The sequence below is a fragment of the Saccharophagus degradans 2-40 genome (assembly GCF_000013665.1).
Classification (GTDB): Bacteria; Pseudomonadota; Gammaproteobacteria; order Pseudomonadales; family Cellvibrionaceae; genus Saccharophagus; species Saccharophagus degradans.
Map to the genome: position 1 here is coordinate 3,627,038 of NC_007912.1, position 24,284 is coordinate 3,651,321.

The 24,284-nt window shown below is 45.6% G+C and carries 14 protein-coding genes; 4 read left to right on the forward strand and 10 right to left on the reverse strand.

The annotated features are described in order from the left end of the window. Nucleotides 1–492: 492 nt before the first annotated feature. The 3 genes from SDE_RS15000 to SDE_RS15010 all read right to left on the reverse strand — a co-directional run bounded on the left by SDE_RS15000 (nucleotide 493) and on the right by SDE_RS15010 (nucleotide 4,355). A complete protein-coding gene (locus SDE_RS15000) occupies nucleotides 493–1,416 on the reverse strand; it encodes a glutaminase (protein ID WP_011469340.1) in 924 nt (307 codons plus the stop codon). A gap of 185 nt (nucleotides 1,417–1,601) precedes the next feature. Beyond that, complete coding sequence (locus SDE_RS21440) at nucleotides 1,602–2,531, reverse strand: alpha/beta hydrolase (protein ID WP_011469341.1); 930 nt, start codon at nucleotides 2,529–2,531, stop codon at nucleotides 1,602–1,604. Between the two features lie 117 nt (nucleotides 2,532–2,648). Next, entirely contained in the window at nucleotides 2,649–4,355 is a 1,707-nt protein-coding gene (locus SDE_RS15010) for a tetratricopeptide repeat protein (RefSeq protein WP_011469342.1), read from the reverse strand. Nucleotides 4,356–4,752: 397 nt separating this feature from the next. On the opposite strand from SDE_RS15010, the gene SDE_RS15015 reads away from it, so the two are divergent. Then, the gene (locus SDE_RS15015) at nucleotides 4,753–6,030 is read left to right on the forward strand and encodes a winged helix-turn-helix domain-containing protein (protein WP_011469343.1); all 1,278 of its coding nucleotides are present in this window, start codon (nucleotides 4,753–4,755) and stop codon (nucleotides 6,028–6,030) included. Between the two features lie 21 nt (nucleotides 6,031–6,051). Continuing rightward, complete coding sequence (locus SDE_RS21445; RefSeq protein ID WP_011469344.1) at nucleotides 6,052–6,708, forward strand: tetratricopeptide repeat protein; 657 nt, start codon at nucleotides 6,052–6,054, stop codon at nucleotides 6,706–6,708. Nucleotides 6,709–6,859: 151 nt separating this feature from the next. Here the strand turns inward: SDE_RS21445 and SDE_RS15020 are convergent, their stop codons facing one another. The 3 genes from SDE_RS15020 to SDE_RS15035 all read right to left on the reverse strand — a co-directional run bounded on the left by SDE_RS15020 (nucleotide 6,860) and on the right by SDE_RS15035 (nucleotide 16,399). Next, a complete protein-coding gene (locus SDE_RS15020) occupies nucleotides 6,860–9,493 on the reverse strand; it encodes a hypothetical protein (RefSeq protein WP_011469345.1) in 2,634 nt (877 codons plus the stop codon). A gap of 388 nt (nucleotides 9,494–9,881) precedes the next feature. Next, nucleotides 9,882–14,546, reverse strand: coding sequence for a polysaccharide lyase family 7 protein (locus SDE_RS15025; RefSeq protein WP_011469346.1), 4,665 nt, complete (start codon nucleotides 14,544–14,546; stop codon nucleotides 9,882–9,884). A gap of 983 nt (nucleotides 14,547–15,529) precedes the next feature. After that, a complete protein-coding gene (locus tag SDE_RS15035; protein ID WP_011469348.1) occupies nucleotides 15,530–16,399 on the reverse strand; it encodes a LysR family transcriptional regulator in 870 nt (289 codons plus the stop codon). A gap of 112 nt (nucleotides 16,400–16,511) precedes the next feature. Here SDE_RS15035 and SDE_RS15040 point away from each other — a divergent pair, with 112 nt between their 5' ends. Continuing rightward, nucleotides 16,512–17,012 carry a lactoylglutathione lyase family protein gene (locus SDE_RS15040; protein WP_041324752.1) on the forward strand — a complete coding sequence of 167 codons (501 nt, stop codon included), beginning with the start codon at nucleotides 16,512–16,514 and terminating at the stop codon, nucleotides 17,010–17,012. A 163-nt stretch (nucleotides 17,013–17,175) separates the two neighbouring features. Here the strand turns inward: SDE_RS15040 and SDE_RS15045 are convergent, their stop codons facing one another. Beyond that, the gene (locus SDE_RS15045; RefSeq protein ID WP_011469350.1) at nucleotides 17,176–17,886 is read right to left on the reverse strand and encodes a PEP-CTERM sorting domain-containing protein; all 711 of its coding nucleotides are present in this window, start codon (nucleotides 17,884–17,886) and stop codon (nucleotides 17,176–17,178) included. A gap of 355 nt (nucleotides 17,887–18,241) precedes the next feature. Here SDE_RS15045 and SDE_RS15050 point away from each other — a divergent pair, with 355 nt between their 5' ends. Further along, nucleotides 18,242–21,148 carry a family 16 glycosylhydrolase gene (locus tag SDE_RS15050; protein WP_011469351.1) on the forward strand — a complete coding sequence of 969 codons (2,907 nt, stop codon included), beginning with the start codon at nucleotides 18,242–18,244 and terminating at the stop codon, nucleotides 21,146–21,148. A 90-nt stretch (nucleotides 21,149–21,238) separates the two neighbouring features. Here SDE_RS15050 and SDE_RS15055 read toward each other — a convergent pair whose 3' ends face one another. The 3 genes from SDE_RS15055 to SDE_RS15065 all read right to left on the reverse strand — a co-directional run bounded on the left by SDE_RS15055 (nucleotide 21,239) and on the right by SDE_RS15065 (nucleotide 24,127). Next, nucleotides 21,239–22,120, reverse strand: coding sequence for a transporter substrate-binding domain-containing protein (locus SDE_RS15055; protein ID WP_143710903.1), 882 nt, complete (start codon nucleotides 22,118–22,120; stop codon nucleotides 21,239–21,241). A 163-nt stretch (nucleotides 22,121–22,283) separates the two neighbouring features. Further along, the gene (locus SDE_RS15060) at nucleotides 22,284–22,820 is read right to left on the reverse strand and encodes a response regulator transcription factor (RefSeq protein WP_011469353.1); all 537 of its coding nucleotides are present in this window, start codon (nucleotides 22,818–22,820) and stop codon (nucleotides 22,284–22,286) included. Further along, on the reverse strand, nucleotides 22,817–24,127 hold the full coding sequence (locus tag SDE_RS15065; RefSeq protein ID WP_011469354.1) for an ATP-binding protein: 1,311 nt from the start codon (nucleotides 24,125–24,127) through the stop codon (nucleotides 22,817–22,819). The genes SDE_RS15060 and SDE_RS15065 overlap by 4 nt, the downstream gene beginning before the upstream one ends. Nucleotides 24,128–24,284 lie beyond the last annotated feature (157 nt).

Below are 24,284 nucleotides of genomic sequence, written 5' to 3' on the forward strand. Positions count from 1 at the left end.
TGATAGCTCTTATCGACTCTATGGGCGATGAAAAATTCAGGCAGCCGAGTAGGATAAGAGGTAGGCCTAACATTTTACACATCAACAAAATACCACCTCGTTCCCACGCTCCCGCGTGGGAACTCATACGAACTTACAAAGCAGAGCAAACCGCCCTTCCGCAATTCTACCCGGCTTAACCCCTTGCGTTGGTATAGCACCAATAAACGGCTCCATTAACATACCACACTTAACCGAGTGTTAATGAAAGCATTCAACTTTGCGCCACATAATCTCTTCACCTTGATTCAATTCAGGTGGATGCATTCATGCCAAAATTGATAGGCGCTATCGCTTTTATGAGATTATTTATAAAACGCCAATAGCTCTAATATTTTCATTACTTTGCATTTAAGTAAATATTGAGTAAGAGCAAAGCAGACAGACCTAGTTCTTATATAAAAAATACTCTACCTCTTTACTATTATTTAAATACCGTACTCGTTCCCTTAATTAAAATATAGACAATTCTGTTTTAGTAGTTAGCGCTTCGAGCACTTTCATTGCCTTAACAGAATTACCCGAGGCGTTAAGCCGCGGGCTAAACACCGCGATGCAATATTTACCAGGATGTACGGCTACAATGCCGCCACCTACACCGCTTTTACCAGGCAGCCCCACCTTAAAAGCAAACTCCCCGGCCTCATCGTAGAAGCCACACATTTGCATTATGGAATTAATGCGTTTTGTGCGTTTGGGAGTAATAACTTGCTGCTGGGTAGCGGGGTTTACTCCACCCGCAGCTAAAAATAAGAATGCTTGCGCGAGCTGTTTGCAGGTGAGTTTTATTGAGCAAAGCGAAAAATAGAGATCTAGCACACAATCTACATCGTTATGAATATTGCCAAAGCCTTTCATCATGTGGGCTAGCGCGTAATTTCTATGGCCGGTTTTTACTTCCGACTCGGCAATAACAGGGCAGTATTCAATACTAGGAATACCCGAGGAGGTGCGAATAAAATCAAGTAAATCTTCTTTAGGGTTTTTAAGGCAAGACACTAAAATATCGCAAACCACAATTGCCCCAGCATTAATAAAGGGGTTACGCGGAATACCCATTTCATATTCAAGCTGCACTAATGAATTAAACGCCGTACCCGATGGCTCTACGCCCACCCTTTGCCAAGTATCTGCACCCAAGTGTTTCAACGCCAAAGTAAGCGACCAAACCTTGGCGATACTTTGAATCGAAAACGCTTCCTCAGCATCGCCGTAGGCAAAGTGTTGATTAGTAACTGTGGTTAGGTGCATGCCAAGCTTGTTCGGGTCTACATTGGCTAACTCGGGAATATAAGTTGCCACGCTGCCCTTTTCATCTTCACTACTCAGCTCATTAACAATTTCACTGAATATTTTTTTATAATCTATTGCGTCCAATCTTTCACCTACAGCCTTATTTACGAGCTAGCCCAAGCGCGCTACTAAGCTCTAGCAGTGCATTTATTAAGGTGTAATATACGTGAATGACTGTTTAAGTGATATTGATATTTAGGGTACCTCTAAGCAACCGCTCTGTCGCTGTACCAATGCACCACAGCAAAACAAAGTGTTAATAACATACATTAATGCTGGCCTGTAGAACCGTTCGCAATATATTGCTTAAATATAAACGCCAGCCCACGCGCAAATGTAGGGAATTTCACACCGCCGTGATGTACGCCCGCTATAGTATGAAACTCGTAACTAAAATCGCTATATTTTCTGTGAGCAATCAGTCGATCAAACGCCTGCACTTCGTACAACCAATTTAATTCGGTTTCTGGCTCTCCCGCTGCCATAAACAAGCGGGTAGGCAAATTCCTAGCAGGGGTATCTTTCCACAGCTCTTTGCTGTCTCCCCAAAAGAACTCGATCTCCCTTTGCATTATCCAACGGCGCCCCCAAAGAATGGCTGGGCTACAAACAATATACCCTTGAAACAACTCCGGACGCTCGAACATGCTATAGAGACCAAATAGCCCACCAAGCGAGCTACCCACCAGCCCTCTAAAGGATGGATCTACCCGCAAATCACTTTCTATTTTTGGAATAACTTCATTTTCTAGAAATGATAAAAAGGCCTTGGCACCCCCACTGTTTTTATCGAATTTATTTACTGTTGGCGTGTAATCTAATTGTCGCAGGGAGCCAAAATCTGGGTTGTCACCTGCGTAACCTATTCCTACCACAATCAACTCAGGAATATACTTATCGTAAACCAGCGCCCCCAACATGGATGTGATTGCATTAAAGTCCCAATAAGGGTCGAGTAAGTACACTACAGGGAAGTGCTTATCGGTATTTTGGTGATAGCTTTCTGGCAGGTAAATATTGAGTAAATAATGCTTGTTATCGGTTAGGCTGGTTGTAATAGGTATACCCTGTGTCGCACTAGAACGAATATTCTCTCTCGCCCAATCCTCAACGTTAAAATCTTGGCTAGGCGCTGCGCCTGCAAATACTGCCCAAGTAACTGCAATACAAACCATTACCAACTTATATGTATTTCCCATAGCCTAAATCCTTTGAGCTACGGCTTTGCCCGTTTTGTAGCAGCGCCGTAGCCTTCTTATTAAATACGCCGCAGCGCTAATTAATAAACGCGTCTATTGAATAGCGAGCTTATTCGCTTACAGTATACGAGAAGCATTTAACGCTATGTCTGCCCACTGCCAGCTTTGTTCAAATTGCTTACCAATAGCTTTAGCTTTTTGCTTTTTGCCTTGGCCAAGTAATGCTTGCTGCAAACCATATAAAGACCAGCCGTTTTTAGGGAACACGGCTAAGTCTGCTAGATACACCTGCTCTGCAGCGCTGTATTGTTTTGCATCTAACAGTACTGCGCCTAAAGACTGCCGAGCAGGGTAATGCCAATCTGATGGTTCGTTATAGTTAAGTGATGTTTCTAGCGCTATTGCCTTTTCGAAAAGGGCTATGGACGCTTCGTAGTTTTTCGCTTTGCCCTCAAGCTCCCCCTCAAGCACCAAGGCTGCAATACTTAATACGCTTTGCGCGTCGTTTATTTCCCACACAGTGATATTTTTTAGGTCGCTATCGGTAGCTAAAGTTTTAACCATCGATAATTCCAAGCGCGCGCGATCGAGTTTATTTGCCGCAACAAATGCAATGCCCCTTGCATAGTGCCATACCCCAAGCGGGTACTTTAACGCTAAATCTGGCTTTTTAGTGGCGAATATTTTGTCCCACTTACCAAAGCGCGAGTATGCGTACAACGGTGTCACCCAATAGTGTTGCAATGTGCCCAAACCTGGCTCGCGCATAAGTGCAGTATCTATGTGTTGCGCCATATGCTCCGCGGCGTTAATCGCTTTAGCGCTACTGCCTTGCATCGTTGCCATGGCCCATAAAAAATGCCTGTTATGTGGCACATATGCTACGGGGTAAACACCCTGTGCGCCGCACTGCGTTATGTAGTCATCGTCTACCTGCATGGCTTTTTCGTTTGCGATTACACCATCTTGATAGCGCCCAACACGCATGTAGATATGCGAGGGCATATGTACCAAGTGACCTGCACCGGGCACCAAGTCACGCAAGGTATCTGCATAGTCTTCGGCACGCTGCGGGGTTTTAGAGGCTTCTGTGGCGTGAATATAATAGTGAATTAACCCTGCATGGCGCGGGTGACGAGCCAAGCCGGTTTCAAGCACAGTAATTATTTCTGGGGTCCACTCTTTTGGCTTACCGTCGGCATGCCAGTAATCCCACGCATGGATAACCATAAGCGCCTCTGCCAACAGGGCTTTTATGTGTGCATCCTTAGGGTATTTATTTGCTAACGCCCGCATTGCGGCCGCATAGGCCATATCTAGCTCTGCCCGATCTGCCATTGTTTGATCATTGGAATACCGTGCAGCTAAGGCATCAATAAGGTCGCGCTCTTTTACCGTTGCATGTGCCTTAAGGGTTTTGGCCTTGGCAATGGCATCTGCTGCGGGCTTTACAGAATCTGGCTCCATTGCGCCATTAATATTGGGCCCCAATACCAAAGCCTGCCCCCAGTAGGCCATGGCTGAATTTTCATCTAATAGCGCCACTTGCTTATAAGATCGGGCGGCCTCGAGGTGGTTAAACCCATAGGTAAGCGCAATGGCTTGGTTGAAAAAGATTTTAGCCATGCGACTTTTTGACGATATCTCAAAATCGTGCTCACCCATGCCTTTTAGCATGGGCGCTATTTGCCCCTCGAATACATTGTGCCCGCCTTTGGGGCCCTCATTCATAGGATGCTCTGCATTTGTCACATAAGCCACAGCGCAAATCAAAAAAGACGCAAACAGCGCCCGCACACGTTTAATTAGTTTTATTCGGCTCATAGCGTTATCCCTTAGCTTATTTATATTGCGTTGCACTGCATATAACGGCGCACCTCTTCGTCTGTACTAACATTCTCGCTGGCAGCACCACTAACAGCTAAGAGCTAGCCTGCAGCAGTTAGCACTTTTTCAAAGCAAGTAACTTGCGAGTAACGAATATGGTCCACAACGGCCAAGCGCGCTTAACTAGAGTGTAATCGTTGAATAACAATTAGATAATCTTTAGGTAAAATGCTTAATGTGCACGCAACAATACGCCACCAGCACTTGTGAACACTCTGTACCCCATTTACAGTGGGTGTAATCCCATTGCCAATTTTGCTCACTTAACGTTTTTATAACGTTCACACAACGGAAAGTGCACCACTGCGCTCAATACAGATAAGGCTGTCTGCAAATGAGTTTTCACTTTAACGATGTTGAAATAGATACGAAGCAATACCGCATCACTTGCGCGGGTCTCACCGTATCAGTAGAGCCCAAAGTATTTGATATCATTGTCTACCTCATCGAAAACCGAAACAGACTGGTTTCGCGCGATGAACTCTTTGAAAAGATATGGGATGCGCGTGCGGTATCCGACACCACGCTAAGCAACCACATTAAAAGCGCCCGCAAAGCATTAGGGGATGACGGGGAACAACAACACACCATTAAAACCGTTCGCGGGCGCGGCTATCAGTTTATTGCTGAAGTATCGGTTTCCGCTTTAACTGACGAGCCAATTGCAGCTTCAAGTAGTGCGCCAAGCGAGCGGAGCGCACCAGTACAAAGCACTAATCGCTTCCAGCCTAAAGCCACCATTGCATTTTTAATATTTGGTTGCTTATGTGTACTCACACTTATAGGTTATTTGTATAACCTCAGCCGCACGATAGAACCACAACAGCCTAACCTTTCCCCTCTAAATCCCACACTAAGCCCCCCGTTACACGCACAAAATACAACCATACCCTACATTCTGGTTGTTCCTTTTTCAGTATCCAGTGGGGAACAATCTAAATGGGAGCCCTTTGCCGACCAAACTACGCGCGAACTGATTCAATATTTAAGAAAAATATCCGGTATTCGCGTAGTGCCACCCCCATCTTCATTCACATTTAAAACCAATAAGGTGCGCGCACACATTACTAACCAACTGCCTGAGGTAAATTACATTATTGATGGTGTGGTAAAAGAGGATGGCAATGGCAATTTTCGCATTAGCGTGGAGCTAGAAAACATAACCGACAATACCTTAGTGTGGAGCAACAACTACGACATAAAGGTAAACGAGAATAACCAATTTAAAGTGCAAGCAGAAATTGCTGCATCGGTTACGGCATCTCTTCAGGTCGAAGTATTAGAAGCCGAAAGGCGCACCTTAGCACAGGTACCAACCTCTAGCGTAACGGCCTACGAGCTGTACGTTCAAGGTCAGTATCAATTAGGCGCAATGACCCATACCTCTGTTTTGCAAGCTATTACATTATTCAGCGATGCAATCGAAATAGACCCCAATTTTGAAGAGGCATATATTGCCAAATCGGATGCCTTCCGCACAATTATGACGTGGTTCGCCAAACCTAAAGATTTACTACCCAAAGTAATCACATCCAGCATTGATGTTATTGATATCAACCCAAACTCAGCGCGTGCGCACTCTTCACTTGGCTTAGCCTATGTGCACGCTTGACTATGGGATGATGCCTGGAAGATGCTCAACGAAGCCAAGCACCGCGACCCCAATATAGCACTTACCGAGCTGGGCTTTGCTTTGTATTATTCCGCCATTGGTGTGGCTGACGAATTACAGGCAGCCTTAGACAGGGCCGATAAAATAGACCCCTTAAACGAAGAAATAGCCGAATGGGGTATGTGGGCACTGATGATGGCAAACGAGCTAGACGCAGCAACAAAGTGGGGAGAAGCAAAACTAACACTTTTACCTAATACGCCTTACCCAAATCTTAGTTTAGCGGTAGCCGAATATATGAAAGGAAATTACTCGCGCAGTATAACGCTAGCAGAAAAAGGCGTAGCCATGAGCGAACGCGCTCCGCTTCCACTTATTCTTTTAGCACAGGCCTATGCCGCGACAGGGCAAACAGAAAAAGCACATTCATTAATACAAGAGGCCGAAGCGCAAAATGAATACATGTGCCCTTACGAAACTGCCGCCATTTACGCACTACTAGAAGAAAACGAAGTCGTTTTCCCCTTGCTTGATCAAGCCGTTGAATACCGTTCAAACTGTTTAATATTCTTGCGCCATGATCCTAGATTCGAACCCATTCGCACCGATGAACGCTACTTTAATATATTAAAGCGGGTGGGGTTAGATGATAAGGCAGTATTAAACTATGAACGCTAATTTTGCATTTACCTATTTACCTATTTGCCTATTACCTATTACCACGTATAAATCTAGTTAAGCCTCGAACAAAAGCAGAAAAATAAAAATTAAAATAATAATGCAATTAAAAGAATAGCCCGCAGTAAACACCACGGGCTTCGCTATTTAATTAGTACGCTCGTACACGTATATAATCGCACGCATTGCCTGCACTAGAAGTTAACCGCAACACCCTACCCGTAAACGACGAGCTCGCTTTGTAGTTAGATGTTATAGACACCGCTCCACTGCCATCAACAGCTTGCACTGTACCGCGGAAGTCGCAGGAGGTATTCGATTCGCTATCCCAAAACTGTACCGTATTACCGCTTAGGTTTTCTGGAAAGCGAACGCAGTTAGTTCCACCATTTAGCGTTATTTCTGTAGCTGTTTTCATTGCCACATCGGTATAGCTAGCGCACACGCCACCGCCAGATGACGAACTGCTAGAAGACGACGAACTAGATGAAGACGATGAACTCGAACTGCTAGATGTACTTGAACTGCTGCTAGAGCTAGACGACGAGCTGGAACTGCTACCCGTATTTGCACTGCCATATGCCTGCACTTTTATATACGGGCAATTTTCGTTGGCGCTTGGGGTAAGCATTACTACGGTACCGCTAAACGCTGAGCTATTTATATAATTGCTATTAATAGAAAGGCTGCCACTGCCGTTTACCGAGGTTGCAACACCGCGAAAATTACACACGCTATGGGTGTCACTATCCCAAAATCTAATAGCGTTGCCAGCTAGGTTACGGTCTACGCGAATACAGTTTTCACCATTGCCCACATTTATTTCGGTTTTTTGATTCCAACTTAAATTAATAAAATTCACACAACCGCCGGCACCGCCACTGGAACTGCTCGAGCTAGAGGATGAGCTTGATGTAGAACTAGAAGTAGAGCTTGTACTACTAGAAGAGCTGGAACTGGAAGAGCCGCTACCACTGCAACTTATCGCATCGACCGCCGACACCAAAGAAGCACCAGAATAAGTGCAGTTTGCGTTTACCCCTACATTGGGTAGGGCCGTGTAATCTTTAGTTTCGTTGTGTGTCCACGTAGAAATTAACTCGTCTCCCAGCGCAAGGTGCACCCACTGTGAACCTTCACCGTTTGCATCCCAGCCAAATTGGTACACCGTATTATTGTTGTTGCCGTAAGGGCCATAGGGTTCAAAAGGCCCGCCTTCGCTTGTTTGCTTACTCATGGAATTTGAGAAAAACACATTGCGTGGGCCGCTCGCGCCGCTCCAACCGCCTGCATGATAACCTGCTGCCCACCAAATGGGGTACCAAGTACCATCACCAGCCCCACAACCTGGGTTGCAATCTCGATGGTGGTACGGCACTGCTACCGTATTGTTCTCTATTAGGTTGTTGCGTTCCCAGCCACCATGCAAATTTATATCGGCATCTATATTATTGCCTGTAATAACATTGCCCGAAGCAGACCACTGCAGCGTTAAATGACGCAAGTCGCGCAAGGTATTATTTTTTATTAAGCTGCGCCACAGTTTGCTGCCGCGCACATAGCCATTACCACCTTTGCCTTTATTCCACGAGCCTTCTAAATAATTATTTTCGAACTGCAAATTAATGGCCATTTCAGTTACAAGCGGGTGCGAACCAGTCATAAAGGTTCGCACGTTCGATACATAACTGTTAGCAGCCCATTTAAACACTATGCCCATCATTGCGCGCTGGTGATCTAGGTTGTTGTAATTATGTTTTGCATCTTGCGCAGTGTAACCACTCGGCCCGGTTTGGGTGAGATAGAAGTTTTCGAAACCAACACCTTCAACCATTGTTAACGCTACAGCGCGACTATTGTACGAGCCGGATATTGCGCTAGAACCGTCACCGGTGCTATTAACCGGTAAATCAAACTCAAGTGGTTTATCAAGCGTTAACGTTTTGTTGCTGCTATTAATGGCCAATACTTTAAAAATTTGTTGGCGCATATGCATATTAATACGATCGGCGTTTTGCACGTTTTGTTGATCGTACATTTTATGGGTATTTGCAGCGCCAACCCACACATAGCCACCTACGTTAAAATTAGACACATCTTGTATTTTTATAGTGGTGTCACCCACGCTTGCGCTGGCGGTTACATTTTTATGCTTCCAGTGAAAATTCACCGAGCCTTCGTAAAAATCTTTGCGGTTTGCAGGGGCAGTGTTATAGCTATTAGCATAGGATGAATGCACACCGCGAGTTTGCACTCTAAAGGCTCCTCGGCCAGGCCAAATCCAACCGCCCTTGCCACCGCCAGCATCGGTTAGGTCGTTTAAATCAAAATCACTCATGCCTAAATACGCGGTATCGTTGCTCGGTGTAAATACTATGCGTGTGGCAGTGCTGGCGCTTGGGTTATTACCCTTACCGCGAATAACCAAAAAGCTGGTATCTACATGAATTTCTGTATTTATATTTAGCTCGCCAGAGGGTAACTCAATACGAGATAGGTTTTGATAATTGCCCGCACAGTTAGCGCCAATATAATCGACTGCGGCTTGCAACCCCGCGGAATCGTCCGCGCCATCATTTGCGTATACGCCAAAACCACTACTCAATTCGCTGGCTGTAACAATACAATTATTATTGGTTGTAAAACTTGAGGCACTAGGTAACCCAGCCCCGTTTAGATAGCCGGCATCACTCCAATCGGGTAACGCCGCAGTAGCACCTGTTGCCATCACGCCAAGTAGCGAGACGTGCAAATGTTTAATTAATTTATTCTTATTTATTTTCATTTTTTCACCTTTGAATAGCTTTGATATTTGAAGAGTAGAGCTAAGCTATTTATGCATAGGCATCTCCTTGAATTCGAAAGTTAGAGCTCAAGAAGCAAAGGCAGGCTACTGCAATACAAGGGGCTTAGTCGGCCAGGAGCTTCATGTTCATTCCGTACCGACAGCAATACTGGTAACAGTGCCCACAAAGGATGAATCCATATAGCCTAGCCGTCAAGTGGTAATACCAATGCTTGAGTGGCAATCATCGATTTGCACTGCATTTCTGTGACGGTCATACACTCAAACACTGCAATGCATACCTAAAAGCATAAAAAAACCCGCACAAGCTAGCCTGCGCGGGTTTTGGGTTGGCGCTACTCACGCCACGAATATAGGTGCTTATTTATTAAAAATTGGTGGCAGAGCCCACACCTACATCGGTCTCTTCTACCACTACTAATGAATTACTTGGCGCTCCTTTACCAGCGAGAGAACCAGTAGCTTCTATTAAGCCATTCTCGCCTGCTATTAGCGTAGCCTCGCCGTCGTAACCAAAGGTGCTGGCAGCATCGAACCATAGGCCACCGCCATACGCACCCGAAGTGTTGTAAAGCAAATCGCTAAAGTAGGCTTCGCCGGTAAACGAGTGTGCAGGGTCTAGCTCACAGCTGTAACGAATAGCCGCTCGACCTGAAACTGGCGCACCTTCATAAAATTCAGATACACCGCTAACACCGTTCGCTATTAGGTTGTTACTGAAATTTGCTATAAACGCCGGGCCCACTTCGCAGCCCTTAGCACCAATATGAATGGGTTGCTTAGAGTTAATAATCGTGTTGCCAGCTATTTCCACTGCCGATGGCGTAGCGGCGAGGTTACCTGGCTCATCCACGTCGTTATTTAGGTAGATGGCACCGCGCTCACTGGAAGTGGTGTTGGAGCCTGCAATATAGTTACCCACAATGGTATGGCCGTATGGCGCTGCAGAAATACCGCCATCATTACTGTCGGTACCAGAAGGTAAAATAACGTTGTAGCTAACAACATTATTTTGACCGCTTTCTAACGCGAGCATACCTTGCGAATTGACTACAGTGTTGTGGCTAATAGTATTGCTACTACCCTGCACTCGAATTACGCGGGTTTTGGAATCAATATTATCGAAACGGTTGTACTGAATAGTATTAAACCCGTCTAACATTGAATCTAAACCAGTGGTTCGGCCAAGCATAATGGCATACGCAGTAGACTGATCATTCAACAACATGTCTTTAAACAGGTTGTATTGCACAGTATTACCCGTTGCAGAACCATTTACGTAGATAGAAATAAAACCACCTCGCACTTGGCTTACGCCATCTGCGGCTATACCGCGACGGTTTTGAAAAGTGTTGCGCTCAACCAGTGCGTTACTGCCTTTTAGTACTAGCCAGTTGTGGTCGTCGTCGTCCACAGGTGTTGGGAATTCGGCATCACCCGACAGAAGGTTGTGATCAAACACTACGTCATCACCGGTAATTACAATATTGCCATCACCATTGCTGCGGCAGTGATTAGCGCTATCTGCGGGTACAATTAAATCCGCAAATTCCAACCCTGTAATACGCGCACCATCACCACTAACCTGCAAACAAAACTCGCCAGAAATAACAGCGTTACTGCCTTCGGCGCGTGTAATGGTCACCCCGTCGGTAACCACAACTGTGCCCATATTGGCGTAGTCACCTGCGCCAATCTCGATAGTATCGCCTGCAGAAGCAGCAAGAATTGCAGTTTGCAAAGATGGGCCATCGGTAACTTCTGTGGTTGTTCCACCATTACCTTCATCTTCACCGTTACCCGGTTCTACTGGGGGCGCATCGTGACTTACAACAATGGAATAAAAGGTTGCTTGCGCGTAATCCGATGGATCACCACCATTATTTTGGTTGTACACCCCCGCTTTAAAATACATCCAGTCGTTGGCGTAAGCGGCAGCAGTTTTTACTGTGCGCGTAACATCTGGTTTACCTTCACGCATAATGGTAACGGTTAAATCATCACCCTTAGCTTCTACGCGGTAACTCCAAACTTCGCCCAGCGCAATGCCATCTAAAGGGTTTGGCGAGTCTTCTTTGCTATCACCAATCATGTCGTAGCGGTTATCGCCTAAGCCTGGCACCTCGGTAGCAAAATACACAGACCCCAAACTGTTGCCCGGTAATTTGCGATAGTACAAACGGAATGGCTCATCGTCGGACGCATGAATTTGGCCAACAATAACCCGCCCCATCATGTACTCGTACCCTTCGGTAACAGTGGTAGACACATGATCAACCTTGAGTGTGGCTTCCATCACGCCATCCACACCACCGGCCTCATATTGCACTCGCTGATACGAGTTAGAAAACACCCAGTTGTTTTTGTTTATGCCTTGCGTACTTGGCCAATCTGCTGGCTTAGGGCTTTGCTCTGGCCCGCGCATCATTTCACGCAACTCGGTACGCGAGTATTTTGTATTGGCAGATGTAGTGCCCGCTATATTTGGTGTTTTAAATACAGCTGCGCCATCGGCGTCGTAGTAAAACTCGTTTTCACTGGTATAGCCATCGAGTAACCACTGAGGGTTGTACTGTGCATCGCCACTAGGGAAAGTGATGTACCAATGAGTAAAATCAAGATTTAAAGCACCGTTGTAAGCACCCGCTACAGGTTGCACAAAACTCGACCCAGGCCCCACATCTAATTCGCTAAGTACTATTAACGCGCTGGCATTTGCGCCCGCCAGTGAATTAGCATCGTTCAATAAGCCATTAGCCGTTGCCACTAAGGTTGCTTCACCAGCACTGCCCGCTAGCGGCACAAGATCTGCACCTGAAGCAAAATAGGTTTCGTTGCTAAAGTTACTTTCTAGGGAGTTTATTGCACAACCGTTATCAAACGCATAGCTGTCGGCACCATTAGCCCCTTGACCAGCAACGCCGTTAGCAACTAAGTTATTTTCGAAACTAGCAACAAAAGTATCTGCCACACACTTACTGCCGGTATAAGTAGCAATTGCATTATTACTGTTTATTACAGTGTTGTTAGCAACAGTTACTCGGCTAACGCTTAGTGCACTATTACCAGAATTGGCAACCGTTTCTGTATTTAACAATAACGCTGCGCGTTGCGAAGAGGTGGTTTTTAATCCTGCGATATAATTGCCAGTAACAGTGTGACCAAACGGGCTGAACATAATGCCGCTATCGTCGCTATTATCGCCCGCAGAAAGTATAACGTTATTGCTAACGGTATTTTCATAACCGTCTTCCAACGAAATACCACCGGTTGAATTAACAATGGTATTGCCATATACGCTGCTGCGGCTAGCTTGAACCTTAATAATGCGGCGGTCTGCCATTACATTATCGAAACGGTTAAAGCGCACAACGTGCTGACCTTCACCTAAGCCGTCGCTACCCGTAGAGCGGCCAACCTGTAACGCGTAAGCGCTAGATTGCACGCTCGTGCCAGGCATATCTTTGAACAGGTTGTACTGAACAACATGACCACCTTCACTGCCGTCGCCTTTGTTATAGACAGAAACTGCTGCGCCTTTTATATCTAGATTCTTACCGCTAAATACATTGCGCTCAATAACATTATAAGAGCCACGCAAATAAACGTAGTTGTACTCGGCTACACTACCGAGGTCTTCAGCATGACCAAGAAAACGGTTATGGCTAACGGTAACGTTATCACCAGACACCCATACACTGTTTAACTTGTTATTGTCGTCACATGCGGAGCCAAATAATGGACTTAAGTTATCAAATGTTAAGCCAACCAGCCCAGACTGATTGCCGCTTAATTCGATACATGTCGCACCGCTAATAACCGCATCGCCATCTTGGCCCGCAGTTAATGTAACGCCATTGGCAATGGCAATTTCTGCCATATTGGCATACTCGCCACTCGCGAGCGCTATCCATTCGCCGTTACTAGCAGACGCTAAGGCCGCAACCAACTCTTGTTCACTACTTACTATTGAAGTTGCAATATGTGAAGTAGTGGCGGAAGGCGACTCTGAATATTCATCGTAGTCGGTATAGCTTGCCGTAGCTGTAATGGTTTTACCCACCAACTCGCTGCCAAGGTACAAAATAGATTCCGTCGCACCCTCTATAGCTTGGCCCTCTACATACCAATGATAAGTAGCGTTACCGGCTATACCGTTATTGTCGCCCAGCACGGCTCGCAAAGTTGCACCAGCTAAGCGTTCGCCCTGTATTTGCAAGTTGCCTTCGGTATTTTCATTGCGGGCGGCCACTGCCGTAGTTGCATTGGATTGGATATTTTCCGCAAAGCCCGCGTCATCTATATAAGATGCCGTGACAGTAATAACTTTGCTTTCGTCTTCTGGGGTAAGCTTATAGGTTGCAGAAGTTGCACCAGCAATATCCACCCCATTGGCCTGCCATTGATAGCTAACGGCAGAACTCACGCCTGCAGGGTCACTCACATTTGCAGTTAAGGTACGCACTACCCTAGCTTCACCAGCGATACTTACTACACCGTCGCTTACTTGCAGTATATCAAAGCCTGCATCAAAGCTAAGCGGACGAAGGCGCGGCTTAAATTCTGCGCGCAGCGTAACGGTTTGCCCAGAGGGTAAATCTTGCGTGGTTATAAGGTATGGCTGCCCAGCTTCTGTTTGCCCTTCGGCATTTAAAAGTGGTAAAGAACTATTGGCAAAAATTAACTTAGAGCCTGCAGCAATAGATAAACCCGTTTCGTTTTTAACTGAAATATCGCTATACATTACGCGATTAGGTCGATCGAATGCTTGAGTTGCTACACCAATTGACAGACCAGGCAGAACTTCACCCCAGGTTACTGTTGAAGGGCACGCTCGAGGATGGGCAGGCCGCCAAATGGTAAGCACTTGCGAACAACGGTTTTCGGCAGCGAATGTTAATGCGCTAGCATGATCGCCATAACCGTTATTACTATAAGAAACATAATTATTTGAACTGTTCGTATCTTCAGCATTAGTAGCTAGAGCTACCCCCGAAGACAGAAGCATTACTGGAAGCAATACACTTCTCATCTTTCCCCCTTAAACAAAAAGACACGCGCACACCTAGCGGTGCAGCAACGCTATAAATGAGTGACGACAACAAAACTGTCACATACGTCCTGTTTGGCCCAACATTGGGCGTCCTTTCTTTTGTTTATCAAGCGCCTATCCATTTTTAATGCGCTGTATCGCGCTGGCTTCGGCGTTAGATGATCATGTAAGTAGCATCGCTCTTTAATTAGGCGATTTTTGTAGTCGATAAATAACAGCAGTGCTTTTATCGTGCGCCAGATAATAATGCATTTTTTGTAAACCAGTAAGCCGCTAGCGACATTAAGTTTGCAAACTGGGTGGATTTTTTTGAAGCTTATTTTTCTTTACTTTTTATTTGCACACTAATTGGATAACACTTAGGCAAGTACAACACAATGAAAGCAGCGAGGTAGTTTAATACTACAAATAAACTCAATATTGGTTAACCAATTTAGCTTAAATTACTTATTGCGCTTAAGGCGCAATCTAAATGGATGGAAGTGCAGAAGTTTTATATGTGGAGTATAAACGTTAGGTAATAAACACTAAAAATTTAACTTCGCGGTATAAAGTTGTGGGGGCTGTACCATTAACTGTGTAATTGCCTATCATTAACCCTCTTTGAGGAGATAGGCATGAACCCAAAAGATCTCGAGGCCTTCGCGAAAGAAGCGGCTAAAGGCATCTATATCTGGCTGAAATTGTTTATACCATTTAACATCATGCCCGCCATCTTCAATTGAGGTGAATTTATAATTCACTTTTACTTGCTCCAAATAATCGACTAAAGGCTGCATCGACTTGGAAGGGTAGATAGGGTCCTTCTCACCTTTAACAATATACAGCGATTACTATCAAAATTAATCACGCTTATCTACACAAACAATTTAACATAACAACTAGTTAGTATATTAGCGTGCTTTCCGTTTAGATTTATAACTCACGTTTTATTTATAGTAATAAGCACAATAAAGCTGTTGTTAAAGCCAATTTTTAGCTTCAGCAATTACGGTTTCCATGCGTTGGCGAAACGATCGGTGGCGAAGACCACACAGGTACAACGTTTCTTTTGCCGTGTTAACCAGCGAGTGCACGCTAATTAATTCGGGCTTAGCAAATGCCTCTACCGCATGTGCGGGCAGCACGGTAAAGCCCAAGCCCATACTTACCGGCTCTAAGATTAAGCCTATTTGATTAGAGAAGCCCTTTTTAGGGAATTGGTTAACATGAGCAAACTCAGGGAAATTAGCGCCTAGTAACAAGTTCGCGTGATGCGCTCCATCTGGGTGATCAATAAACCCCAACCCCATTAATGTATGCCAGTCGGGCTCTGTTGCAGTCTTGGGTGTAACCAGTAACAAACTCTCTTCGGCTATAGGTGCGCAACGCACATCGGCCGCACTCGATTTGGATGTCATGAAACCAATATCTGCCGTCGCATTGGTTATTGCGGCTTCAACATCTGCATTTGGGGCAAAGCGGTAGTCGATAATCAGCTTGGGGTGCGTTTTTTGTAGCGCCAGTAAGTGTGGGTATAGCTTAAGCCCCACACTGCCAGGCGAAATTACCCGTACCAGCCCTTCAAAAGGCGGGTCTTCACCTACATTCCGCTCCAAGCTTACCAGCGCCTGCATAATATCTTGCGCGCCGGCGTATAGCTTTTCGCCTGCCGACGATAAGCTAAATTGCTTGCCATGCCGCACCAACAAAGGCACACCAAGCTGCTCCTCCAGCTTGCGCACATGCTGACTCACGCCCGATTGCGTCATATTTAGGCGCTCTGCAGTGCGGGTGAAATGCCCTACTTCCACAAGCGTACAAAAACTACGTAACCAAAGAACATTTATCATTACACCAAACCATCATTAAAATAAATTATCATTTATATAACAAATGATAATTTTACCTAATCAAAGTCCCCCTGTAACCTTTTCTTTATTAGTCAAACAGGAGACCTTAGCCATGAGTAACACTTACCCAAGATCGTTTTCACATATAGGCATATCGGTGCCCAACCTTGAACAAGCCGTGCAGTTTTACACCGAAGTGATGGGTTGGTACCTAATCATGCAGCCCATAGACATCACAGAGGACACGAGTGCCATTGGCGAAATGTGTACTGATGTATTCGGCGAAGGCTGGGGAAGTTTCAAAATTGCGCACCTATCTACAGGGGACCGCATTGGCGTGGAACTTTTTCAGTTCCCAAATCAAACCAACCCCGAAAACAATTTTGAATATTGGAAAACCGGAATCTTTCACTTTTGCGTGCAAGACCCAAATGTAGAAGAGCTTGCAGAGCGTATTGTGGCGGCAGGGGGCAAAAAACGCATGGCCAAGCCGCGCTACTATTACCCAGGCAAAAAGCCTTACCGCATGATTTATATGGAAGACCCTTTCGGCAACATTTTAGAAATATATAGCCATAGCTACGAGTTGATATACAGCGAAGGGGCGTACTAGTTAGCAAGGTCTAGCGCGAAATGCGCCATGTAAAGTAGTTCACTACCCAGCCGGCAATTGCACATAGCCCCCCCTATTAACAACCCAACGCTAAAAATCTACAGGCATAAAAAAAGCGAGCCCATTACTGAGCTCGCTTTTTAACGATCAATATGAAATTCTATTATTTAGCAGATAACTTACGACGGCTTAAGCCTAAACCAATCAAGCCCAAGCCAAATAGCATAATAGTGCTTGGCTCTGGAACAGAGAAGTTAAGGTTATCGATGGCGCCAGAACCTTTAAGGCCTATTTGCATTGAGTACACACCCGCCACATTAAAGTACAAACGATCCCAAGTATTATCACCACCGGTGTGAGGGGTAAAGAAATTACCCGCCTGGATCTCGTCGCCATTAATATCGAACAAGTGAATAGCATTGTTTGCTGTGTAGCCATTTTCGGCATCTTCGATATCGAAGAAATCTAAGCTATTTAGAGTAACACCAGTACTAAAATTAATTTCGAAGTAACCGGCAGGCTGTGAACCCTCATCATCGGGGTTAGCACAGGTAGAGCCATCACAAGTGCTTGGGTGCTCATGGATGATTAAAACATTGCCTGGGTTAGCAGTACCAAGGCTTGGGTTTACCACATTATAAAATGGTGCTTCCAGGTCTGGGTCGCGGCTGTTTTGGTTGGTGGTATCGAATGCAACAGCAAGATTAGACACATTGCGGTCTACGTTCACACCATTAAAAGTAACGCCGTACGCAGCATACTCGTTATCGACAATTGTGCCCTCTGCTACATCGTTAAAATCTATAACAGTTGCAAACGCAGAAGGTGCCACACATAGCGCAATAGCGCCTAACACTGATGTAAATTTCTTCATTGACTTCATTCCTTATGTTTCTCGTGGCAGAAACTAAAATAGTTGTAATTACAGGTTCCCCCTATCAAAGCAAAAGCCATACCAAAACATAAAAACCAGTAAAGTAAGGCCCTTAATAGTAAGTGAGCACACACACCAAAGAGCGCCCGTTAATTTTTTCGACACCCTTAGCTCCAAAAACCGTATTTACCACCCCACCGCACATATCAGGCCTTCCAACGCATTTAGCCACGCTCTCGCTGTAATTTTTGAGACATTAGGCTAAAGCGCTGTTTCTGGCGCCAACTAAATAACAATAAAATTTGCCTAGCTCGACTTTTCGCGCAGGCAGTAACGTCAAGCTACCGGAGCACCAATGAATAACCATTCCTTCAAGCCTAAGTGGAGTACATTTTTAACCTGCGCTATTGCCGCTGCTTCGCTTAGTGGCGCAGCCAACGCCACTGAGTATAACGACCCATACTGGGCAAGCCCCAATGCTAATACCGATTTTGTAGACCATTTCGACAGCCCAACCCTTAACCGCGAAGCGTGGCTGGTAGAAAAAGATATTTTTGTAAACGGCGAGGATCAGGATTACCAAGATGTAGAATTCCCTGCTGCAGATTGGACAATAGGCACAGCACAGCCAGATGAAGACGCATTAGATGGCAAAGCTTTAATTCTTAAAGCGCGCTATATGGATGGCGAAATACAAGACTATTACGGCGGTAACGGTAAGCCGCTTTTTATTCGTGCCGGCCGTATCGAATCGCAAATAACCGACGCAACAACCTTTACCTACGGCAAGTTTGAGGCGCGAATTAAAACGCCTCCTGCACGCAATGCAGAGTTCCCAGCATGGTGGCTACTGGGTAATTACCCCGACGTAGGTTGGACCGCCTGCCAAGAATTGGACATTATGGAGTTTACTGGGGCAGAAGCTACAGCCGTACCGCAAACCTATTGGACAGCCCCCTACCCAGTGCACGGTGGCGTAAGCACACCTTACACTGATTTAGGTATTACCAACCCCCAAACGGAATACGTTACTTACGGCATAATTAAAACACCCGATTCCGTAGAATATTACGTAAATGGAATAAAAACCCAAACCTTCTCCCGCGCCAACCAAGGGGATGATCAGCCTTGGCCATATGTAACGCCCATGCGCATGATATTGAACCACGCCATTACTCACGCGGAATGGCCGGCTGTAGGTAACTATAATGCTGTAAGCACCGACCCGTCTGTGCCAAACCGCACTGGCGCAAGCTGGCAAGATGCCGAAGGTGTATGGCAATACGAATACATAGACACCGACGCAATGGCTGCCAATATTGGTCGCGACGGTACAGACTTTGTAGTGGACTACGTTGCTCACTGGCCCCTACCCGCCAGCGACCCCATGCAAAAATACACCGATGGCAGTAAATACAGTTTCTTCCGCAGCGAAAATAACACTAAGGGCTTTTACAACCTTAGAGGCTGGTTAGCGCCGGTAGCCGTAACCGCTGACGACTATCTACGCACCGATTGGGCAGACGACGAGCGCGACCACGCCCCAGATAATGCTGCCGATGGCTATGTAGGTTCTAAATGGGCAACACCTGCCGACGACAACGCGCACTGGGTAGAAGTCGATTACGGTAGCGACAAACAAATTAGTTATTTATGGATAGATTGGTCTTGGAACTTACCATCGGTGTACGACATTTTTGGTAAATCGGAAACCACAGGTGCCTGGGAACATATTGTTACATCCACACAAACTAGCGAAGGCTGGGCAGAGCATATATTCGATGTAAATAAACCTTACCGCTACATTAAGCTTGTTACTCGGGGGCGAATTAATAAAGCAGAACCCATTTGGTTGCTGGAATTAAAAGCGTTTGAAGATGTAGAAAACATGTACCCCAAACCCGTCATTGCAGGTATAGATCGCAGCGAGAATATTTTAAGTAATGGCACATTCGATACCGATTTAAGCAATTGGGGCACAGAAGCCTACGACGGCTCTGACCCAACATACACCTCGGTAAATGGCGAAGCCGTTATTAGCCTTACTAACGATGGCGCCAATGCCGGCTCGGTGCAAATGCATACGTCTAATTTTGGTTTGCAAAAAGACTATCGCTACACCGTAAGCTTCGATGCAAAAGCAGTTGCTGCGCGTAATATTCAGATGCGATTATCTAAAAACGATTTAAACCCTAACGCAGAAGGCACCTACTTACTTGAAACTATCGCACTGAGCGAAGCCATGACCAATTACAGCTTCACCGTGGATTTTACAGCCATGGATGAAAGTGGTCGCCTCGCATTTTTATTTGGCGAAATGGGGACAGATACCGTAACCATAGATAACGTAGTAATAAGTGAAGGCGAATTTATTGGTAGCGGAGAGACACTGGTACCAGTTATAGGCCCAAGTAATTTAATAAGCTACAGCACAGGCTGGGAAACAGACTGGTGGGGCGTAGTTGGCCGTATAGCCGATGGCGATGCAGGATCGAAAGCCAGCGGTAACGATGGCGAAGCCGAAGGCATGGATTTAGATATTACCGTTAAAATTGAAGAAAGCTTTGAAGTGCGCGAAGTGTGGATTTCTGGTGACAATTCGCCAGACCGTAGCCTTGATCAATTTAAAGTGGAATATGGCGATGGCACAACCCTTATTGACTGGACACCAAGCACCACCGACGGTACCTACGAAATATTTAATACCTTCGCTAATACTCCCGACGTTGGCGAGCGCGATTTTAAATTCTATTTCCGCCCACCGTCAGGCCAGCTTGTTGAAGTAGGTAATGTGCAATTAATGGCCGTAGATTTAATGCCCCACCGAATATCGAGCGTTGCCCTCGATGAAGGCGCAGTAATTAGCCCAGCAGAAACATTGCGGTATAGCAATACCAATACCGACGACGCCACCTACACCTTTAGCGCACCCGAAGGCAGAACAGTAAACAATGTGATTATTGATGGCGAGTCTAAAGGCGCTATTACCGAATTCACTTTTACCGACATTTCTGCAAGCCACGTAATTGCTGTGGGCTTATCACCTGCTGTTGTTGAAGACGAAGAAGAGGAAACCGAAGAACCCGAAACAGAAGAGCCAGAAACCGAGCAGCCAGAAACAGAAGAACCTGAAACTGAACAGCCAGAAGAGAACAACGGCGGCGGCAATAAAAAGTCGGGTGGCGGCAGCTTAGGTTGGTTCGCACTATTAACCTTGCTAGGGCTAAGGATAAGGAAAAGACAGCTAACAGCTAACAGCTAACAGCTAACAGCTAACAGCTAACAGAAAAGCAAAAGGGCTTGGCGGTTTACCGTCAAGCCCTTTTTTTGGCGATAACAGTTATTTAACTTGCTATAAATCTTCTAGGTTAAGCCAAAGGGATTTATCGTCGAAAGGTGTAAGCGGGCTCATATTGGGGTTACTTAACCTAAATATTTTACGCTCTTGTAGGTTAGCCCTATCTAACGCGTCTTTAATAACAGGGTTGGCAAAAAATATGTCGTCGTAGCTGCCATCGGCAATTGCATTACGCATACCTTGCTCAATAACTTTAGCTAATTGGTGGTTATCTTTAGACACAAAAAAATACATTGCAAAGGGGTAAACCAATAAAATTCGCTTTTCAATTGTTAGGTTTAAATCTGGTCGGCTGGTTACTTCACTCCAAGGCTCGTGCACAGCCCTAGGGAATGCATCAAAGCGACCGCCATCTAACATGTGAAACAAGCTTTCGTATTTTAATGGTGCAACCACATTTAAGTTTGCGGCCTTCAATACAACCGTATCGCCCCACTCGCGGCCTTGCCCCAAGGGAATTTGACGCAAGTCTTCTAAGGTTTGCACTCTATCAAATCTCGACTGATCCCCCTGGCGAATAATAAATATTCGGTGGCCTAACAAGCCCTTGAATAGAGGTATGCGAATAGGTAATAACTGCTCTTCGTACTCTTTTTGCGTACCGGCCCACATAACGGTAATGCTACCGGTTTTAACACTTTCAACAAGACGGGTTTCGGTAAGGCTTTCGTTGCGCACATTGTGAGTAAACTCACCGCCGCGACCGCTTTTTTCTATAGCTAACTTTAATATATTGCCAATAAGCACTTCTTTGGCATCATCCGTAACTGCGTAGGTAAGCTGTGTTTGTGCTTGCGCACTCACAGCCCCCCAAACACATGCACACCCGGCAATGGCCATATTTACAATTATTCGTCTAATTTCTGATCTGATCACTTATATGGCCTCGCAACCTTCACAAAATAGGGTAAGCGCTCCCTATTAATCGTTAATTATAACTATTAGTTTAGCTGGAATTTTTTGGTCGACCAGTTTTATATGGCGATTAAAAGAGGTTTTTAATGCCAGCCCTTAGGCAGGCGCGGGGAACAGTGGCTAACTACTCTGCCACGGGCTTTTTAGCTAACTTGCGCTGCAATGTGCGCCTATGCATTTTAAGCTGGCGCGCGGTAGCCGATATATTGCCATTATTTTCGGCAAGCGCCTGCTGAATATGCTCCCATTCCAAGCGGCGCAGCGACATGTTTTCTATATCTTCGCCTTTATCTATGGGCGCTGGAGCGCTTTCTGCACTCCCCTCAAACGCCAGTAATATTTGATCTATTGTGGCAGGCTTCGCTAAGTAGTTTGTCGCCCCAAGCTTAATAGCTTGCACGGCCGTCGCAATGCTGGCGTAGCCGGTAAGTACCACTATTTTAATGGTGGGGTTTGCCGCTAGCAGCTGTTGAATAAACGGTAGGGATAAGCCCTCTTCTAGCTTTAAATCCAACAGCGCCATAGTAAATTCTTGTAACTCCACGTCGACCGCATTTACTGCCGGAAAATACGCTACGTTAAACCCGCGCGCGGTGAGAGCACGTGTAGTTACCATCGCCAGCGCTGCGTCGTCTTCTATATAGAGTAACTTTTGGATCATGCTCGCTCCTCGCCTGCAGGCTTGGCCCATGTTACCGGCAGTTTAATACTTACCTGAGTAACCTGCGGCTTGCGCTTAACCTGTACCTTTCCACCCAGTTTTTCAACCGTGGAGTTAGACAAAAAAATACCAATGCCCATGCCGCTTTCTTTCTGCGATATTACCGGCTTACCCCATTGTTCCTCTATATCGCTAGGTAGACCATTGCCATCGTCTTCAATATCAATTGTCAAAATCTTACTTTTAGCATCTACTTCTAAGCACACCTTCACTTGCCTAACCGCGGCTTGAATTGCATTATCAACTAAATTAATTACCGCGTGGCGAAACAACACACTTTGCTCTATAAAAAATTCACTAAAGTGCTGTTCATTACTAAACACTATGGCAGGCATAATACGAGGGTTTGCTAATAAATAATGCTCTCTAAGCTCATCACTGAATTCAGCAATATTTTCGAGACTGCCACCATCCTGCTGTTGCTGCGATAACAAGCTAAGCTTACTCAACGTTTTTTTACAGCGCTCTATTTGCCCCAGCATTAATTCTACATTTTCGTTCTGGCTACTCGCATCCCATTTGGCGGCGCCCTGTTTATAACTGTGTTGCATTTCCCCAAGCACTACCGCCATGGTAGAAAGCGGCGTACCCAGCGCATGCACGGTAGACGCAGCCAAAGTACCAATACCCACCAACTGTTCGTTTTTTAATGTTTCTTCTCGCACCTTCGAAAGCTCAATTTGCCTATCGCGCAACGCCGTAGCTAAGCGCGAAACAAAAAAACAAATAAGTACAGCACTGCCAACAAAATTCACCCACATGCCAAGTAAATGAAGCTGAAAATCTGAAGACATATGATGAACATGCTCACGCACATCGGTAAACATAATAAACGTGTAGGCAAGCATACAGCCCGCGCTAAACAACCAGCCAATTATCGAGTTGAAAATGGCCGCACTTATAGCTACGAGCACCAATAAATAGTAAATAAACGGGTTAGTGGCGCCGCCAGTAAAATAAATAAGCACCAGCAAAAATACGGCATCAAACACAAGCTGACGCAATAAGTTAGCATCGGTAACGCTAGCCCCTTTTCGGTAACGCGCCACCCAGTAGCCACAAAAGCCAAACCCCACCAAGGGCAGTAAGTATGCTGCAGTGTGTATTCTCACATCCACTAAAAAAGTAAACGACAATAACGCCACTACTACCGCGCACAGCAGGGCAGCACGTAACACCAATAACCGCTTTAAAATTAAACGGCGGTTACCGCTTAGGGTTTGATTAAAGGTTAGATTCGTTTGCATAGGCTCGCACCTTACCACTGTGGTTAAAAAACTGGAATCAGAAGCCTACCTGTGCGACATATTGTCGCAACCAGCTTCTCACTCCTGTCCACACCCGCTCCCCCCCTAGCTCATTAAGCAGCCTGCGACATTATGTCACTTTGCAGTGCGGTACTAT

What these genes read in the sequence shown, in the direction of transcription:
- SDE_RS15020 (WP_011469345.1), bottom strand. Translation starts at nt 9,493, where the DNA reads ATGAAAATAAATAAGAATAAATTAATTAAACATTTGCACGTCTCGCTA.
- SDE_RS15045 (WP_011469350.1), bottom strand. Translation starts at nt 17,886, where the DNA reads ATGAAGAAATTTACATCAGTGTTAGGCGCTATTGCGCTATGTGTGGCA.
- SDE_RS15010 (WP_011469342.1), bottom strand. Translation starts at nt 4,355, where the DNA reads ATGAGCCGAATAAAACTAATTAAACGTGTGCGGGCGCTGTTTGCGTCT.
- SDE_RS15015 (WP_011469343.1), top strand. Translation starts at nt 4,753, where the DNA reads ATGAGTTTTCACTTTAACGATGTTGAAATAGATACGAAGCAATACCGC.
- SDE_RS15025 (WP_011469346.1), bottom strand. Translation starts at nt 14,546, where the DNA reads ATGAGAAGTGTATTGCTTCCAGTAATGCTTCTGTCTTCGGGGGTAGCT.
- SDE_RS15050 (WP_011469351.1), top strand. Translation starts at nt 18,242, where the DNA reads ATGAATAACCATTCCTTCAAGCCTAAGTGGAGTACATTTTTAACCTGC.
- SDE_RS15060 (WP_011469353.1), bottom strand. Translation starts at nt 22,820, where the DNA reads ATGATCCAAAAGTTACTCTATATAGAAGACGACGCAGCGCTGGCGATG.
- SDE_RS15035 (WP_011469348.1), bottom strand. Translation starts at nt 16,399, where the DNA reads ATGATAAATGTTCTTTGGTTACGTAGTTTTTGTACGCTTGTGGAAGTA.
- SDE_RS15040 (WP_041324752.1), top strand. Translation starts at nt 16,512, where the DNA reads ATGAGTAACACTTACCCAAGATCGTTTTCACATATAGGCATATCGGTG.
- SDE_RS15065 (WP_011469354.1), bottom strand. Translation starts at nt 24,127, where the DNA reads ATGCAAACGAATCTAACCTTTAATCAAACCCTAAGCGGTAACCGCCGT.
- SDE_RS21440 (WP_011469341.1), bottom strand. Translation starts at nt 2,531, where the DNA reads ATGGGAAATACATATAAGTTGGTAATGGTTTGTATTGCAGTTACTTGG.
- SDE_RS21445 (WP_011469344.1), top strand. Translation starts at nt 6,052, where the DNA reads ATGCTCAACGAAGCCAAGCACCGCGACCCCAATATAGCACTTACCGAG.